The organism is Kutzneria chonburiensis, from assembly GCF_028622115.1.
In the GTDB taxonomy this organism is placed as follows: domain Bacteria; phylum Actinomycetota; class Actinomycetes; order Mycobacteriales; family Pseudonocardiaceae; genus Kutzneria; species Kutzneria chonburiensis.
This window is the reverse complement of record NZ_CP097263.1, coordinates 2803861-2820276: the sequence shown is the minus strand read 5'-3', so window position 1 is coordinate 2820276 and position 16416 is coordinate 2803861. Positions and strand designations below refer to the sequence as shown.

The 16416-nt window shown below is 68.4% G+C and carries 15 protein-coding genes and 1 pseudogene; 7 read left to right on the top strand and 9 right to left on the bottom strand.

The genetic code is table 11. The features are described 5' to 3' along the window. Window positions 1-117 precede the first annotated feature (117 nt). Window positions 118-810: a hypothetical protein gene (locus M3Q35_RS12975; protein WP_273941975.1), complete on the top strand. Its 693-nt coding sequence runs from the start codon at window positions 118-120 to the stop codon at window positions 808-810. Here the strand turns inward: M3Q35_RS12975 and M3Q35_RS12970 are convergent. Genes M3Q35_RS12970 through M3Q35_RS12950 form a run of 5 tightly spaced genes read right to left on the bottom strand, consistent with a single transcriptional unit; the run spans window position 795 to window position 5920 of the window. Continuing rightward, on the bottom strand, window positions 795-1691 hold the full coding sequence (locus M3Q35_RS12970) for an acyl-CoA dehydrogenase family protein (RefSeq protein WP_273941974.1): 897 nt from the start codon (window positions 1689-1691) through the stop codon (window positions 795-797). The two genes, M3Q35_RS12975 and M3Q35_RS12970, sit on opposite strands and share 16 nt — an antisense overlap. Continuing rightward, on the bottom strand, window positions 1682-2485 hold the full coding sequence (locus M3Q35_RS12965; protein WP_273941973.1) for an acyl-CoA dehydrogenase family protein: 804 nt from the start codon (window positions 2483-2485) through the stop codon (window positions 1682-1684). The genes M3Q35_RS12970 and M3Q35_RS12965 overlap by 10 nt, the downstream gene beginning before the upstream one ends. Continuing rightward, window positions 2482-3597: an acyl-CoA dehydrogenase family protein gene (locus tag M3Q35_RS12960; RefSeq protein WP_273941972.1), complete on the bottom strand. Its 1116-nt coding sequence runs from the start codon at window positions 3595-3597 to the stop codon at window positions 2482-2484. Before M3Q35_RS12960 ends, M3Q35_RS12965 begins: the two co-directional genes overlap by 4 nt. Before the next feature lie 44 nt (window positions 3598-3641). Then, a complete protein-coding gene (locus M3Q35_RS12955; RefSeq protein ID WP_273941971.1) occupies window positions 3642-4484 on the bottom strand; it encodes an enoyl-CoA hydratase in 843 nt (280 codons plus the stop codon). Further along, window positions 4481-5920, bottom strand: a complete 1440-nt coding sequence (locus M3Q35_RS12950) for a FadD3 family acyl-CoA ligase (protein ID WP_273941970.1) — start codon at window positions 5918-5920, stop codon at window positions 4481-4483. The genes M3Q35_RS12955 and M3Q35_RS12950 overlap by 4 nt, the downstream gene beginning before the upstream one ends. A gap of 44 nt (window positions 5921-5964) precedes the next feature. Between M3Q35_RS12950 and M3Q35_RS12945 the strand changes: the two genes are divergently transcribed. From M3Q35_RS12945 to M3Q35_RS12925, 5 genes and pseudogenes are all read left to right on the top strand, one after another. Continuing rightward, complete coding sequence (locus M3Q35_RS12945) at window positions 5965-7077, top strand: acyl-CoA dehydrogenase family protein (protein WP_273941969.1); 1113 nt, start codon at window positions 5965-5967, stop codon at window positions 7075-7077. Further along, complete coding sequence (locus tag M3Q35_RS12940; protein ID WP_273941968.1) at window positions 7074-7844, top strand: SDR family oxidoreductase; 771 nt, start codon at window positions 7074-7076, stop codon at window positions 7842-7844. Before M3Q35_RS12945 ends, M3Q35_RS12940 begins: the two co-directional genes overlap by 4 nt. Window positions 7845-7851: 7 nt before the next feature. Continuing rightward, complete coding sequence (locus M3Q35_RS12935) at window positions 7852-8451, top strand: TetR/AcrR family transcriptional regulator (RefSeq protein ID WP_273941967.1); 600 nt, start codon at window positions 7852-7854, stop codon at window positions 8449-8451. After that, window positions 8429-9582 (top strand): annotated as a pseudogene (locus M3Q35_RS12930) (acetyl-CoA C-acetyltransferase). Before M3Q35_RS12935 ends, M3Q35_RS12930 begins: the two are co-directional and overlap by 23 nt. A gap of 10 nt (window positions 9583-9592) precedes the next feature. Further along, a complete protein-coding gene (locus M3Q35_RS12925; RefSeq protein WP_273941966.1) occupies window positions 9593-9886 on the top strand; it encodes a hypothetical protein in 294 nt (97 codons plus the stop codon). A gap of 384 nt (window positions 9887-10270) precedes the next feature. On the opposite strand, the gene M3Q35_RS12920 is transcribed toward M3Q35_RS12925, so the two are convergent. The 3 genes from M3Q35_RS12920 to M3Q35_RS12910 all read right to left on the bottom strand — a co-directional run bounded on the left by M3Q35_RS12920 (window position 10271) and on the right by M3Q35_RS12910 (window position 14200). Next, the gene (locus tag M3Q35_RS12920; RefSeq protein WP_273941965.1) at window positions 10271-11503 is read right to left on the bottom strand and encodes an HNH endonuclease signature motif containing protein; all 1233 of its coding nucleotides are present in this window, start codon (window positions 11501-11503) and stop codon (window positions 10271-10273) included. Between the two features lie 276 nt (window positions 11504-11779). Further along, window positions 11780-13126, bottom strand: coding sequence for an NtaA/DmoA family FMN-dependent monooxygenase (locus tag M3Q35_RS12915; RefSeq protein ID WP_273941964.1), 1347 nt, complete (start codon window positions 13124-13126; stop codon window positions 11780-11782). Window positions 13127-13135: 9 nt separating this feature from the next. Beyond that, on the bottom strand, window positions 13136-14200 hold the full coding sequence (locus M3Q35_RS12910) for an LLM class flavin-dependent oxidoreductase (protein WP_273941963.1): 1065 nt from the start codon (window positions 14198-14200) through the stop codon (window positions 13136-13138). A 92-nt stretch (window positions 14201-14292) separates the two neighbouring features. Between M3Q35_RS12910 and M3Q35_RS12905 the strand changes: the two genes are divergently transcribed. Continuing rightward, window positions 14293-14679: a VOC family protein gene (locus M3Q35_RS12905; protein WP_273941962.1), complete on the top strand. Its 387-nt coding sequence runs from the start codon at window positions 14293-14295 to the stop codon at window positions 14677-14679. On the opposite strand, the gene M3Q35_RS12900 is transcribed toward M3Q35_RS12905, so the two are convergent. Beyond that, a complete protein-coding gene (locus tag M3Q35_RS12900) occupies window positions 14676-16382 on the bottom strand; it encodes a coagulation factor 5/8 type domain-containing protein (RefSeq protein ID WP_273941961.1) in 1707 nt (568 codons plus the stop codon). The two genes, M3Q35_RS12905 and M3Q35_RS12900, sit on opposite strands and share 4 nt — an antisense overlap. Window positions 16383-16416 lie beyond the last annotated feature (34 nt).

Genomic DNA, 16416 nt, shown 5'->3' with positions numbered 1-16416 from the left:
TCGGGGGATACCCTAAATGGTCGGTCCGCAGTCCTGACGCAACCCTGCCGCAACCTCGTCGTGATGCGGTGGTCCCCGCCAGTTGGGGGCAGCCCTCTCCAGACGTCAGGAGTGCTCGTGACGATGACGAATGTGGTGCCCCGCGGCGACACCGTGCTGCGGTCCGTGCTGCACCTCGCCGACCTCGCCCCCCACGAGGGCGGCTACCAGTGGCGGCTCACCGATGGCGCCGCCCACCTGCACGTCGACGTGCCCGACAGCCCGTCGGCCGTGCTGCTCGGCGTGGGCGCCGTGCTGCATCACCTGCGGATCGCCCTGGCCGCGGCCGGTTGGAGCGCGTTGATCAGCCGTGGCACGACGCCGTCCGATCCGACCCACATCGCCTCGATTCGAGCTGTACGGCAGCAGCCGACGACCGAGCAGGTGGCGATGGCCGCGGCGATCAGCGTCCGGGCCGGTGAACACGCCGATTTCAGCGAGACGGCGGTGCCGTGGACGGTGCTGAACCGACTCGCCGCCCAGGCCCGTGGCGAGGGCGCGCAACTGGATGTCGTGCTGGATCACGAGACTCGCCTGCGGCTGCTCCGCCGCACGAAAGCGGTGGAAAATGCCGGCGTGGTCGTGGTGATCGGTGGGCGGCCCGGTGAGGAGCTCGCCGCCGGGGCGGCGCTGAGCGCCGTGCTGCTGATGGGCACGGTGTGGGGGCTGCTCGGCTGCCAGCTGCCGGTGCGGCCGAACGTGGCCCGGCAGGTGATCGGTCCCGACCTGGTGCCGCAGGTCGTGCTCAGACTCGGCTATCCCCGCACCTGATACGCGCGGAGGTGCTCGGCGGGATGGCCGAACAGGAACGCGGCGCCGTGCGCTCTCTTGAAGAGGCGCTGGGCGTCGTGTTCCCACGTGATGGCTATCCCGCCGTGCAGCTGCACCATTTCGGCGGCCACGTGCTCCAGTGCCTCGGAGCAGTAGATCTTGGCCTCGACCGGGTGCTCGGTGTCGTACGCCGCCGAGCGGGCGGTCTCGACCAGCACGTGCATGTCGGCCAGGCGGTGTTTGACCGCCTGGAAGCTGCCGATCGGCCGCCCGAACTGTACGCGCTGCCTGGCGTACTCGACGGTCATCTCCAGGCATCTCGCCGCCGTGCCGACCTGCTCGGCGGCGAGGGCCGAGAGGGCGAAGTTCCGCACCCGCTGCTCGTCGTAGGGGCCGATCAGGCCGGTCGGCTCGGCCACGGACACGGTGGCCAGGCGTCGTGACTCGTCCATGGCCTTCAGTGGTTGGATGTCGACCTGGTCGGGCCGCATCTCGTATAGCAGGCCTGCACGGCCGATGAGCAGTACCTCTGCACGGTCGGCGTCCAGCAGGTATTTCTCCGACTCCGGGGCCCACACGGCCACCTGACCTGCGGCGATGGCCGGCAGGATGCGTTGACAACAGTTGTTGTCGCCGCTGGCGAGGACGGCCTCGGCCGCGATGGCCGTGGCCAGCAGCGGGACGGCGGCCAGCGTGCGGCCGAGCTGCTCCAGGACGATCTGCACCTCGGCCAGCGACGCGCCGCTGCCGCCGTACTCCTCGGGGATGGCCAGGCCCGCCGCGCCGATCTCGACCAGCTTGGGCCACAGGTCGTCCGGGTCCTTGGCCAGCAGCCGGGCGACGGTGTCCTGGAGGGCGAGCTGCTCCTCGATCAGGGACATAGCGCCGCCATCAGCCGTTCTCGGTGGTACGCCTCGGTTCCCCACGCCGTCACCAGCGCCCGGACCTTCAGCATCCAGCGGCTGAGGTCGAGCTCGGACGTGTAGCCGATCGCGCCGTGCACCTGCAATGCCGTGCGCATCGCCTGGTACGCCGCTGTGCCGGCGGCGATCTTGGCCGCCGAGACGTCCCGGGTGTTCAGTGTGACTGCTGCGCCGAAGACCAGCGGCTCGGCCAGTTCCAGGGCGACGTGCACATCCGCCAGCTGGTGCTTGACCGCTTGGAAGCTTCCGATGGTCTTGCCGAACTGCTTGCGCTGCAAGGCATAGTCCCTGGTCCGTTCGAGGAGCGTCCGGCCGAGGCCGATCAGCTGGGCTGAACAGGCGAGTACACCTCGGTTGAACGCTTCGGCGTCGATCTGATCGATGGCTTCGCCGAGGCGGAAGGTGTGCAGGCGTCGCGTCGGATCGACCGACTTCCTCGGCTCCTCAGGGATCGCTCGATGGCGGACGCCGTCGACGATCGCGTAGGTGTCTTCGGCCTCGTCGACTATGTACGGCACGTGCGGCGGCCAGGCCAGCGTCGCCTTCGGTTCCCGTAGCACGGCGAACGACTCCACCACCGGCCCCGGCACGGCCGCCCGGCCGAGCTCGAGGAACGCGACGACCAGGTCCGGTGCGGTCTCGACTTCGTGCACACCCAGTGCCAGCAGGGTTTCCCACGCGGTCGACTGCTTGAGGGCGTCCCGCAGCGCCTGCGCGAACTGGCGCTGCTCGTCGGACAGGGTGAACTTCATCGCGGCAGCCCCAACAGTCGTTCGGCGACGACATTGCGCTGGATCTCGTTGGTGCCGGCGTAGATCGGACCGGCGAGGGCGAACAGGTAGCCGTCGAGCCAGGATCCTGGCTGCCCGGCGAGTTCGGCGTTGGGGCCCAACAACTCCAGGGCGGTCTCGTGCAGGCTCAGGTCGAGCTGCGACCAGAACAGCTTGGTGACGCTGGCCTCCGCACCGATCGGCCGGTCCAGCGAGCCGAAGACGTGCAGGCGATAGGCCTGCGCGCCCATCCAGGCGTCGAGAACCTTGTTGCGCAGTGCGGTATCGGCCGGATCGCCGACCTCGCGCCACAGCTTGAGCAGGCGATCCGCCGCCGCGCAGAATCGCCCCGGACTGCGCAGCGACAGGCCGCGTTCGTTGCCCGCGGTGCTCATCGCGACGCGCCAGCCCGCGCCGGGCTCGCCGAGCACGTCGGCGTCCGGCACGAAAACCTCGTCCAGGAAGATCTCGGCGAAGCCGGCTTCCCCGTCCAGCTGGGGGATCGGCCGCACGGTCACGCCCGGGGCCCGGAGATCGAACAGGAAGTACGTCAGGCCGCGATGCCGCTCGGCCTCCGGGTCGGTGCGGAACAGTCCGAAACCCTTGTCCGCGAACGCCGCCCGCGAACTCCACGTTTTCTGGCCGGTCAACAGCCAGCCGCCGTCCGTGCGGACGCCGCGACTGCGGATCGCCGCGAGGTCGCTGCCCGCCTCGGGCTCGGACCAGGCCTGGGCCCAGATGTCCTCGGCCCGGGCCATCCTTGGCAGCAAACGGTTCTGCTGCTCCTCGGTGCCGTGTGCGTACAGGGTCGGGGCCAGCAGGAAGATCCCGTTCTGCGCCACCCGGCCCGGCGCGCCGGCCGCCCAGTACTCCTCCTCGAACACCAGCCACTGCGTCAGCGAGGCATTGCGGCCGCCGTGCTCTTCCGGCCATGAGACGGCCGAGAGCCGTGCCTTGGCCAGCGTGCGTTCCCACTCCCGATGCTGCTCGAAGCCGCCAGCGGTGTCCATTGAGGACAACGGGCCGGGAAGGTTGTCGTGCAGCCAGGTTCGGACCTCGCGGCGGAACTCGAGGTCGGTGTCATCGAGATCCATGATGGCCTCGCAGCGGGTCGGCGGTCATGGCGGGCGGCGGGCGGTCAGGATCCACCGGCACCTCGCATCGCCTTGGCGTCCATTCCCGCCAGGGAGTCCTTGGACACCTCGGCGTTGTGGGCGTGGGCCAGGTGGTGCAGGCCGAACACCGAGTCCATGCCGGCCCGCAGGCCCATCTGGTCCTCGGACTGGTTGACCGCCTTCTTGGCCAGCGCCAATCCGAACCGGGGCATCTTGGCGATCCTCGACGCCAACGCGATCACCGTTTCCTGGAGTTCGGCGCGTGGCACGACACGGTTGACCATGCCCCACTCGTAGGCCCGCTGGGCGCTGAACCGGTCGCCGGTGAACAGGATCTCCTTGGCCGCGCGAGGACCGAGCATCCAGGGGTGGGCGAAGTACTCGACGCCGGGAATTCCCATGCGCACCACGGGATCGGCGAAGAACGCGTCCTCGGCGGCCACGATCAGGTCGCAGACCCAGGCCAGCATCAGCCCGCCGGCGATGCACGCGCCCTGCACCATGGCGATCACCGGCTTGGGGATCTCCCGCCACCGCCGGCACATGCCGAGATAGACCTCGGACTCGCGGGCGAAGCGCTGGTCGCCGCCCTCTTTGTCGACGTGGTCCCACCACAGCACGGCTTTGCGCTCGTAGGAGACATCCACGTCCCGCCCGGGCGTCCCGATGTCGTGCCCGGCCGAGAAGTGGTCACCGGCCCCGGCCAGCACGATGACCTTCACCTCGTCGTCGTTGACCGCCTGCTCGAAGGCGGCGTCGAGGGCGTAGGTCATCACGGAGTTCTGGGCGTTGCGGTAGCGCGGCCGGTTCATGGTCACGGTGGCGATGGCGCCGTCGCGGTGGTACAGCACGGCTTCCTCGGTCATGGGGACTCCTTGCGTAACACGACTTTGAGCACCTTGCCGGACGCGTTCCGGGGCAGGGCGGCCCGGAACTCCACCTGTCTCGGCACCTTGAAGTTGGCCAGCAGGACCCGGCAGTGCTCGATCACGTCCTCGGTGGACAGTAGGCGTGTCGACACCACGAACGCCTTGCCGACCTCGCCCATGCGGTCATCGGGAATCCCGATGACCGCCGACTCGGTGACGCCGTCGAGTCGGGCCAGCGCCTGCTCGACCTCGGCCGGGTAGACGTTGAAACCGCCGGAGACGTACATGTCCTTGAGACGGTCGGTGATCGTCAGATAGCCGCGTTCGTCCAGGACCCCGACATCGCCGGTGTGCAGCCAGCCGTCGGCGTCGATGGCCTCCGCCGTCGCGGCGGCGTCATCGAGATAGCCGATCATCACATTGGGGCCGCGCAACAGGATCTCGCCGGTGTCGGCGATCTTGACCTCGAAGTCGGCGGTGGCGCGACCGGACGTGTGGGAGACGGTCTCGGCGTCGTCGTCGGGGCGGCACATGGTCGCCACGACAGCCTCGGTCAGCCCATATGCCGTAAGTACTGTGCCGAAACGCTTCTGCATCCGCTCGGCCAGCGTGACCGGCACCGGCGCGGCCCCGGTGACGGCCAGCCGCAGGGTGTCACAGCCGGGCTGGGCCAGGAGCGTCTGGTAGATCGTCGGCGGCCCGGGCAGGATGGTGATCCGCTCCTGCTCGACCAGCTCGATCGTGCGGGCGACGTCGAACACGGCCTGCGGCACCAGCGTCGCGCCGGTCAGCAGACAGACCAGAATGCCGGCCTTGTAACCGAAACTGTGGAAGAACGGGTTGATCACCAGGTATCGGTCGCCGGTCACGACGGCGCCGCAGTCGGCCCACGCGGCGGCGACGGCCAGCGCCTGCCGGTGCGCGCTCATCGCGCCCTTGCTGCGCCCGGTGGTGCCGGACGTGAACAGGATGTCGCTGATGTCGTCGGCCCGCACCGGGGCGGCGTCGACCTCGTCGGTGAACGCCCAGTCCTCGATCGTCAGCACGAATTCCGGCACGCCGCCGAGCTCCTCCAACTCGGCCAGCCGGTTGCGGCCCAGGAAGTCCGTGGCCACGACCAGCGCGGCGGCGTCGCTGCGGGAGATGACGTCCTGCATCTCGGCGGCGGTGAAGCGGGTGTTGAGCGGCACGAGGATGCCGCCGGCGTAGCTCGCGCCGAGCGCGGCGACGACCCAGTGCCAGGTGTTCGGGGCGCAGATCGCGACCCGGTCGCCGGTCTTGAGGCCGGCGGCGGCGAACGCGGCGGCCACTTGCCGAACGCGCGTGCGCAGGTCACGGTAGGTGAGGCGCACCTCGCCGTCGACAACGGCCTCGGTGTCGCCGAAGCGCTCGGCGGCCGCGTCGACGGCCGCCGGGATGGTGCTGGGACCCACAACACCTCCTACCAAGCAACTGCTTGGTAGGCTAGCCTACGGTCATGGCGGTGACCAGATCCGAGATCCGGCGGTGGCTCGCCGAGCATCTCGTCGGGCGATTCGCCGAGCTCAAGGGGCTCGGCGGGCCCGGCCGCGAGCACGAGGCGTTCGCCGAGCGGCTCGACTGGGAACGCCACCTGGCCGCGCACGGCTGGACCTGCCCGTCCTGGCCGGTCGAGCACGGTGGCCGCGGCCTGACCTTCGACGAGCAGGTCGCCTTCCACGAGGAGTACGCGCTGGCCGACGCGCCGGCCCGGGTCAACCACCTGGGCGAGAACCTGCTCGGCCCCACGCTGATCGACCTCGGCACGGCGGCGCAGAAAGCGCGGTTCCTACCTCGTATTCGGGCGGTCCAGGAGCTGTGGTGTCAGGGCTACTCCGAGCCGGGCGCCGGTTCTGATCTTGCTGCCGTCTCGACCTCGGCTCGGCTGGTCGACGACGAGTGGGTGATCACTGGGCAGAAGGTGTGGACCTCGCTGGCGCACCTGGCCGACTGGTGTTTCGTGCTGGCCCGGACGACACCGGGATCGGTGGGGCACAAGGGGTTGTCCTACCTGCTGGTGCCGATGAAGCAGCCGGGGATCGAGGTGCGGCCGATCCGGCAGCTCACCGGCACGGCCGAGTTCAACGAGGTCTTCTTCGACGGGGCGCGGACGGCTGCCGATCTTGTTGTTGGCGAGCCGGGCGGCGGCTGGGCGGTCGCGATGGCCACGTTGGCGTACGAGCGTGGCGTGTCGACTTTGGGGCAGCAGGTTGGTTTCCGGCGTGAGCTGGAGGCTGTGGCAGCGTTGGCTGATCCGGAAGACGTTGTGTTGCAGGAGAAGCTGGCCCGGGCTGCGGTTGAGCTGAGTGTCATGAGATCGCATGCGTTGCGTACCAGGGGATCTGACCCGTCGGTGGGCAAACTGCTGTGGGCGGGCTGGCATCGGCGGTTGGGTGAGCTGGCCATGCTGGCCCGGGGGGCTTCGTCGATGGTCGTTGACGGCGACTTCGATCAGTGGCAGCGGCTCTATCTGTTCAGCCGGGCCGACACCATCTACGGCGGCTCGGACGAGATCCAGCGCAACATCATCGCGGAGCGGGTGCTCGGCCTGCCCAGGGAGGCACGCGGATGATCGACTACGTGCCCGGCCACAACTTGTTGGCGGACAAGGCGGTTGTCGTCACGGCGGCGGCCGGCACCGGCATCGGGTCGGCGGTCGCGCAGCGGTGTCTCGAAGAGGGCGCCAGAGTCCTGATCAGCGACTGGCACGAGCGCCGGCTCGCCGAGACGCTGGAGAAGCTCGCCGCCGACCACGGCGGCCGCGTCGCCGCGGCAGTATGCGACGTCACGGATGAAGCCCAGGTCCAGGCGCTGATCGACACCGCCGTGAGCACCTTCGGCCGACTCGACGTGATGATCAACAACGCTGGGTTGGGCGGCACCAGGTCCGTGCTGGACATGACCGATGACGAGTGGTCGCGGGTGCTCGACGTGACCCTCAACGGCACGTTCCGATGCACCCGGGCGGCGTTGAAAGTCATGGTCGACCAGGGCGGCGGCGCGATCGTCAACAACGCCTCGGTGATCGGCTGGCGGTCGCAGGCCGGGCAGGCCCACTATGCCGCGGCGAAAGCCGGCGTGATGGCCCTGACCCGCTGCTCCGCCGCCGACGTCGCCGCGCATGGCATCCGGGTCAACGCCGTCGCCCCCAGCCTGGCGATGCATCCGTTCCTGGCCAAGGTGACCAGCGAGGAGCTGCTCACTGAGCTGACCGGACGCGAGGCGTTCGGCAGGGCGGCCGAGCCGTGGGAGGTCGCCAATGCCATGGTGTTCCTCGCCAGCGACTACGCCTCGTACCTGACCGGCGAGGTGCTGTCGGTCAGCAGCCAGCACCCCTAGGAGAACCATGAGCCGTCGAGATGAGCTGCTCGCGCTGGCCGCGAGGATGTTCGCCGAGCGCGGCTTCCTCGCGACCACCGTGCGGGACATCGCCGACGCCGCCGGCATCCTGTCCGGCAGCCTCTACCACCACTTCGACTCCAAGGAGTCGATGGTCGACGAGATACTGCGAAGCTTCCTGGACGAGCTGTTCGGGCGCTACCGGGACATCCTGGCGGCCGGCGAGGCCCCGCGCGAGGCGTTGGAAGCCGTGGTCGTCGCGTCGTTCGAGTGCATCGACCGCAGCCACGACGCCGTGGCGATCTACCAGCGGGAGGCCGCGTACCTGTCGAACTTCGACCGGTTCGGCTACCTGACCGAGCGCAACACCGAGTTCCGCAAGCTGTGGGTCGGGCTGCTGGAGGAAGGCATCCGGGTCGGCGCCTTCCGTGACGACCTCGACGTGGAACTGGTCTACCGCTTCATCCGCGACACGGTGTGGGTGGCCGTGCACTGGTACCACCCGGGCGGCGCGCTGACCGCGGACGCCGTGGCCCGGCAGTACCTGTCCATCGTGCTGGACGGCATAGCGCAAGGGAGGGCCGATGGCCCAGGCGTACCTGGTTGACGCGGTGCGGACGCCGGTCGGCAGGCGCGGTGGCGGGCTCAGCCACCTGCACCCGGCCGACCTCGGCGCCCGCGCCATCGAGGGACTGCTCGCGCGGGTGAACGTGGATCCGGGCGAGGTGGACGACGTGATCCTGGGCTGCGTGGACACGATCGGTGGGCAGGCGGGCGATGTGGCCCGTACGGCTTGGCTGGCTGCCGGGTTCCCGGAGGAAGTGCCGGGCGTGACCGTGGATCGGCAGTGCGGGTCCAGCCAGCAGGCGATGCACTTTGCGGCGCAGGCGGTGTTGAGCGGGACGGCCGATCTGGTGGTGGCCGGTGGCGTGCAGAGCATGAGCCGGATCCCGATCGGCGCGGCGATGACCGTGGGGTCGCAGTTCGGGTTCGAGACGCCGTTGGAGGGGTGTGACGGCTGGGCTCATCGGTACGGGTCGGAGGAGATCTCGCAGTTCCGGGCGGCTGATCTGATCGCGCAGCGGTGGGAGATCGGGCGGGAGGAGATGGAGGAGTTCGCCTTCCGCAGTCACGCTCGGGCGATCGAGGCGATCGGGGCGGGGCGGTTCGAGCGAGAGATCGTGCCGGTGGGTGACGTGGCGGTTGACGAGGGGCCTCGGCGGGAGACGAGTCTCGAGAAGATGGCGGCGTTGAAGACCTTGCGGCCTGGGGGTGGGTGACGGCGGCGCTGGCCAGCCAGATTTCGGATGGGGCTAGTGCGGTGTTGGTGGCGTCGGAGGAGGCCGTTCGGACGCATCGGTTGACGCCGCGTGCACGGGTGCATCACTTGTCGGCGCGGGGCGCGGATCCTGTTTTTATGCTGACCGCGCCGATCAGGGCGACGCGGCATGCGCTGGGCAAGGCGGGGATGACGATCGAGGACATCGATCTCTTCGAGGTCAACGAGGCGTTCGCCAGTGTGGTGCTGGCCTGGGCGAAGGAGCTCAAGGTCGACCTGGACCGGGTCAACGTCAACGGTGGGGCGATCGCGTTGGGGCATCCGATCGGGGCCACCGGCACGAAGCTGACCGCGACGCTGCTGAGCGAGCTGGAGCGCACGGGTGGGCGGTTCGGGCTGCAGACCATGTGCGAGGGTGGCGGCCAGGCGAACGTGACGATCATCGAGCGGCTGCCCTAGATTTGGGGGCGTGTCCGAGGAACCGATCATCGCCTGCTCGCTTGACGGCGGGGAGCAACAGGACCGTGCTGAGCAGTGGCGGCGGCTGCTGACGACCGCTGTGCGGAGCGAGCCGGTTGAGCGCGGGATTCGGTTTGTGCTGCCGGTGGGGATGGCAGGTCAGGTGGCTGGACTGGCGGCGGCGGAGTTGCGGTGCTGTCCGTTTTTTGAGTTCACGTTGAGATTGGCGGACGATCGGTTGGGGTTTGAGGTTCGGGCGCCGGTCGCGGCGGCGGGGTTGGTTGCGGATTTGTTTGGGACTTAGGGTGTGGGTGGTTGTGTTGTGGGTGGGTGTGGGGGTTGGTGTGGTGGGTGGTGTGCGGTGGTTGGGTTTGGTGGCCCGCCCGCCCGCCCTTTGCTGGGGTTGGGTTTGGTGCGCGTGCCGTGTAGTTTTCCGGGGGTTCTTCGGTTTATGGGTCGATTTGGTGTGGAGCCTCTGCGCGATGGCCCAAGGGCTAAAAGCGGGCAGGACGAGCCTGCCCTTGGCCTGTCAATTGTACGCCATCGCGCCCCTCCACACAAAATCGACCCAATTCGGGGAGTTGGCGATCGGGGTGTGAAGGAATGGCGGTGGCTGGGTTTTGACTCCCGCTGTGCACCCTTTTTGTGGTGGCTGTGGGAAGTCCTTTTCCCGGTGTCCGTTGCCTGGTTAGTGGCGCATGGGGCGGGTGATGTGATGGCGGCCGGCCGGGGTGATCCAGTGAGTGGTGCCGTCTGAATCCTGGGTCACTGTGTAGTTGTCGTGTTTGCGGTGGTGGTGCCAGGTGCAGAGCCCCTGGAGGTTGGTCGCTTGGGTGCGGCCTGTGGGCCAGGGGGTGATGTGGTCGTGTTCCTGGATGGGCAGGGTGCAGCCGGGTGCGGTGCAGGTGCCGCCGGCCCGAGCAACGGACGTCTCTTTCATCAGCGCCGTGGGCCGGTAGGTGTCGGTGCTGATGGCGCTGATCTGCTGGTACTCGTCGAGGAGGAGTCCCCGGAAGGGGCCGTGCATGGCCAACTCCCGGGCCGCCTCGGCCGCGATCGGACCATAACCAGCGAGCTGGCCGGGGTCGTTGGTGAGGCCGAGCAGGGTCTCCATGGAGATGGTGACGAAGGTGCGGACGTTCCAGTTGGTGTGCTCGCCCCGCAAGCGGTCCCAGAGCACATCGGAGCGTTTCTGGTCGGTGGTGCGCTCGTCCTTCGGGAGTGACTTGGCGTCGGCGCAGATCTGTTGGAACAGCTGGTGGGCCTCAGCGGCCGGGAGGATCCAGGTCAGTTTGGCCATGCCGTCGGGCAAGGCAGAGATCCCGACCTGCCGGTCGTCTTTGGCCTTGTGACAGCGCTGCTCATAGCCATCCGGGTCAGCCTTCGCGACCAGCGCGGTGGCCTTGCGACACACCTGCGTCCGAGTCATACCGGCGGCCTCCTCGGCCAGGGCCTGGTCGACTTCGGCGACCTGGGCAGGGTCCGACAGGTGGCGGGTGCGTTCCCAGACTGCGGCGAACCGGGCGAGGTCGATCTCTCCCCGGCGGAACCGCTCCGCCAGCGCGGGATGGGTCTCCAGGCCGGCGGCGATCTCTTGCGACCGGGCCAGCGCCGGTTCCGAGACCTTCGTGGCCATCGCCAATTCGGTGAGGTCGTCGATGTGGTTGAGGGCCTCATGTTCGGCCCATTCACACACGGCCCGCACCTTCCGGGCCACCCCCACGAAATTGACCAACTCTTCTTGTGTCAGGCTCGCCGGATCCACACCCACCACCAGATCGAACATGGCCCCAGCGGGTTCCCTGTTCTCGATGTCGCGGGTGAGTTCCATACTTCTGAGAATACTCGAACACAAGATCGAACGCGAATCCCTAACGGGTGAATCCCGCCAGGCAGAAAGGCTTTTCTTTCCTCCCGCCACACCACAACACGGCAACTCGAACTAGTCGCGTGGATTTTGTGTGGAGGGGCGCGATGGCGTACAATTGACAGGCCAAGGGCAGGCTCGTCCTGCCCGCTTTTAGCCCTTGGGCCATCGCGCAGAGGCTCCACACCAAATCCACGCGACCACACCGAATTAAATCCCACCCCCGTCAACCACACCCCAACCTCCCCACCGCCACCTGCTCGCCCCCCAAACGCCAACCGCGCGGCACGCCTACCCAACCCAGCCCTAGCACCACACCCCCCACCCCCACTACACCGCTACATCCAACCCCAAATGATCACGCAACGTAGCCCCACCATATTCACTCCGAAAAACCCCGCGCTCCTGCAGCAACGGCACCACCTTGTCAGCAAACTCGTCCAGCCCCCCAGGCGTCACATGCGGCACAAGGATGAACCCGTCACTCGCATCAGCCTGCACAAGCTCATTGATCCGACCCGCAACAGTCTCCGCCGACCCGATGAAGTTCTGCCGCCCGGTCACCTCGATGATCAGCTCCCGGATCGAGAGACTCTTCGCCTCCGCCAGCTCACGCCACTTCCGTGCCGTAGCCACCGGATCCCGGTGCATGCGATCACTCGCCCGCCCCCTGGAGATCGTGTTCTCGCCGACCACCGGATCGAACGCCGGCAACGGCCCGTCCGGATCGAACCCACTCAGGTCCGCGTTCCACAGCTGCTCCAACGACCTGATCGCCGTAGCCCCGCTCACCTGCTGACGCCGTACCACCGCAGCCCGCTCATGAGCGTCAGCATCCGTATCCCCAAGCACAAACGTCGCCGCCGGCAACACGATCAGCTGATGACCCTCACGCCCGTACTTCGCCAACCGCCCCTTCACATCCGAGTAGAACGCCTGCCCAGCCTCCAACGTCCCATGCCGCGTGAAGATCGCGTCCGCGGTAGCCGCCGCGAACTCCCGCCCCTCGTCGGAGTCACCCGCCTGAATGATCACCGGCCGTCCCTGCGGGCTCCGTGGCACCGGAAACTGCCCGGCGATGTCGAAATGCCCGTCATGGTGCGCAAACGCACCAGCGTCAACCCGGCGCAGAAACTCCCCAGAAGCCTTGTCCGCCAGCACATCGTCAGCCCGCCACGAGTCGAACAGCTCCCACGCCGTCCGCATGAACGTCTCCGCCCGCGAGTACCGCTGATCCTGCGGCAGGAACCCGCCACGCCGGAAGTTCTCACCAGTGAAGGCATCCCACGACGTCACGACATTCCACGCCGCCCGTCCATCAGACAGATGGTCCAGCGACGCAAACTGCCGAGCCACCTCGAACGGCTCGTTGAACGTCGAGTTGATCGTCCCGGCCAACCCGAGCCGAGACGTCACCCCAGCCAGCGCCGCCAGCACGGTGAACGTGTCCGGCCGCCCCACCACGTCCAGGTCGTAGATCAACCCGCCCTGCTCCCGCAGCCGCAGGCCTTCCGCCAGGAAGAAGAAGTCGAACTTGGCCCGCTCGGCCGTCTGCGCCAGCTTGACGAACGAGCTGAACTCGATGTGGCTGCCGGCCTCCGGATCGCTCCACACGGTCGTGTTGTTCACGCCCGGGAAGTGCGCGGCAAGATGGATCTGCTTCAGTGGCTTGGTCATCGCTTCCCCTCAGGCGACGTAGCGGTTGGCGGGCCGGTCCAGTCCCAGCAGCCCACGCAGGGTGGTGGCCTCGTACGACGTGCGGAACGCGCCGCGAGCCCGCAGCTCCGGCACCAGACCCCGGGTGATGCCGCGCAGATCGTGGGGCAGCACCGCCGGCCGCAGCCGGAACCCGTCCAGCCCGGCGACATGCCAGGCCAGCAGCAGCTCCGCCAGCTCTTCAGCAGTCCCGGCGAACACCAAAGCGTCGCTTTCCAGCAACGCCAACGAATCCAGCTCAGCCCGCCGCTCAGCGGCCCGCGCTGACGAAGAATCCAGGAACACGACCAGGTCGGCGAACACCTGCCGACCGTGCTGCGCCTCGACCAACGGCCCGATCTCACCTCGCGACTGCGGCGTCACATACACCACGTCGACCGAGGAATCAGCAACGCCAGAAGAAGCGGTCACCAACGGCTGCCCCTGCGGCGGCCGCGGCGTGATCGACGGCCCACGCACCGAGAAGAACCGACCCTCGAAGTCGATGTAATGCAGCTTCTCCCGGTCGACGAACCGGCCGGTGGCGACGTCACGGATCTCGGCGTCGTCCTCCCAGCTGTCCCACAGCCGCCGCAGCACCTCGACGTAGTCCGCAGCCTCGCCCTCGACATCGGCCCCGAACGACCGACGCCCGAAGTTCCGGTACTCATCGGCCGAACCGGACACCGATACCTGCACACCGCCTCGACCGGTGCTCACGTAGTCCAGCGTGGCGATGGCCTTCGACAGGTGGAACGGCTCGGTGTGCGTCACGACGATCTCCGGCACCAGCCCGATGCCCGAGGTCAGCGGCGCGACCCGGGCCGCGACCAGCACCGCGTCCAGCCGGCCTCGCACGCCGTCCGCCGGCAGCGCCAGCGAGTCACGGAAGGTGACGAAGTCGAGCGTGGCGGCCTCGGCCTCCCGCACCAGGTCCAGCCAGTAGGCGGCCCCGAACACCTCGGCCGGGCGCGCCTCCTCGGTGCGCCACGCGGCCGGATGCCATCCCGCGCCGTCCAGCGCCACTGCCAGTCGCGGACCAGTTCCACGTGTCATGCCAGCGATTGTGCGCCGGAATCGGCACCCGCCGCTGGAGTGGCCACGCAGTGGGAAATTCCGCCGAACCGGGAATAAGGCAGGATGTGATCATGCCGCACATCGGATTGGTCGCCGTGCTCGTGCACGACTACGACGAGGCGATCGCCTTCTACACCGACGCCCTCGGCTTCGAGCTGCGCGAGGACACCGAACAGGGCGCCGGCCGGCGCTGGGTCGTCGTCGCCCCGCCCGGCTCGACCGAGACCGCCGTCCTGCTGGCCCGCGCCGACAAGCCGGCGCAGCAGGACCGGGTCGGCGACCAGACCGGCGGCCGCGTCGGCCTCCTGCTCAACACCGACGACTTCGCCCGTGACCACGCACGGATGACCGCCGCCGGTGTCGAGTTCGAGGAAGAGCCGCGACACGAGCCGTACGGCTCGGTCGCGGTCTTCAAGGACCTCTACGGCAACCGCTGGGACCTCATCCAGCCTGCCTAGGGATATTGCGCCAGCATGCCAAGGTTGGTCGTCGAGTCCGACGGCCCGCCGGCGTTGTTCACGATGTGGGCGATGGTGCCCTGCCCGCCGCCCAGCGAGAACGTGATCATGCTGTGGAAGCGCACGCCCGGCGTGTGCGGGGCGGCGATGGCTCGGTCGGCGACGATCGTCCGGTCGATGGCGAAGATGCAGTAGCTGCCCAGCCCCCACGCTTCGTGCCGGCGCACGTGGTCGCCGACCGCGTACGCCGGGAAGCCGCGGTGCGGCCCGTCCATCCAACCGGCCTGGTTGGGCGGGTCGTACGGCATCTCGTTCTGGAAGAAGAAGGTCTTGCCGCCCTCTCCGTTCCACTGCACCTGGGTCTTCTGGTGGTGCTCGACGAACAGCCCGTAGGCCACCACGTCATCGCCGTTGACGACCAGGCCCTCGCCGACGGTGTTGCTGGTCCAGCCGACTCCGCTGCCGTGGTCGGCGCGCCACAGCCAGGTGTTGTCGATGATCACGTTGTGGCTGTTGACCACCACCGACTGCTTGGTCTTGCCGGGCAGCGTGCCGCCGATACGGCAGAACACGTCGTGCATGGTGCTCGGGTTGCGGCTGTGGTCCCGGCGCGAGCCGGCCGCGCCGATGCGGATGAGCGCCTCGGACTCGGTGACGCCGGCCTCGATCAGCAGCCCGGCCAGGTGCACGCCGTCCACGTCGGCCACGTCGATGGCGATCGCGCCGTTGTCCGGGATCAGGGTGGCGTAGCCGAGGCCGAGGATGACCGTGTTCGGCTTGGTGACCTTGAGCGACTCCGGCAGGTGGTAGATGCCCGGCGTGATCAGCAGGTGGTTGCCCTGCGCCAGCGCGGCGTTCATGTCGGCGACGCTCACGCCGTCCTTGACGATCAGGAAGTCGGCGATCGGGATGGACGTGCCCGCCGGCTTCTGCGCCTCCCAGCTGGTGGCCTGCGCGTCGTGCCGGACGTCCGGCACGAAGACCTGCCAGGCGCCCGAGCTGTCGACGTACAGGAACGGCTTTTCCCTGATCACCGGCGATTTCGGCACGGACGTGACCGGGGGAACGGGGAACGTGGTGGCCGGCGCGTTGGCCGTGCCGACGAAGACGATGTTCCAGTTGGAGCCGACCCAGCTGCCCAGCGACGAGTTGCGGGTGACCCACTGCTGCTGGGTGCCGGAGTTGATCTGCCCGGTGAGCCGGCAGTCGGCGATGAAGCCGCCGCTCGACCAGCTGCCGTCCGACAGCTTCAGGTCGCCGAGCAGGTAGATCCGCCGGTAGAAGGTGGCCTGCGAGACTGCCCAGATGTCCTGGCCGCTGCGCGGGACGATGTTCAGGTTCTCCGCGCCGCGCCAGAAGTTGATCAGCGTGTTGTTGCCGTGCGCCTCGCCGAGCACCTGGCAGGAGCCGGTGATGCCGGCCGCCGACGGCTGGAGCCCGAGGCCGGCGACATGCGTGTAGTAGCCCAGTTTGACGTCGATGCCGTAGCCGCCGGGCTTGAACAGCAGTGCATACCGGCCGGAGCCGAACTCGGCGTGCTGCTGCTGGGCGTACACCGCGTCGACCGTGGACTGGATCTGCGCGGTCGGGATGGAGCCGTCGAACACGTAGACGTTGGGGCCGAGGTCCGGATCACCCGGTTTGTGGGTGGCCGGCGGGGGAGCCGCGGCTTCCGCGGCCACCGCCGTGGAGGCCAGGGCCATCACAGGTGCTGCGGCTAGTGCCGCGCCGAGGAAA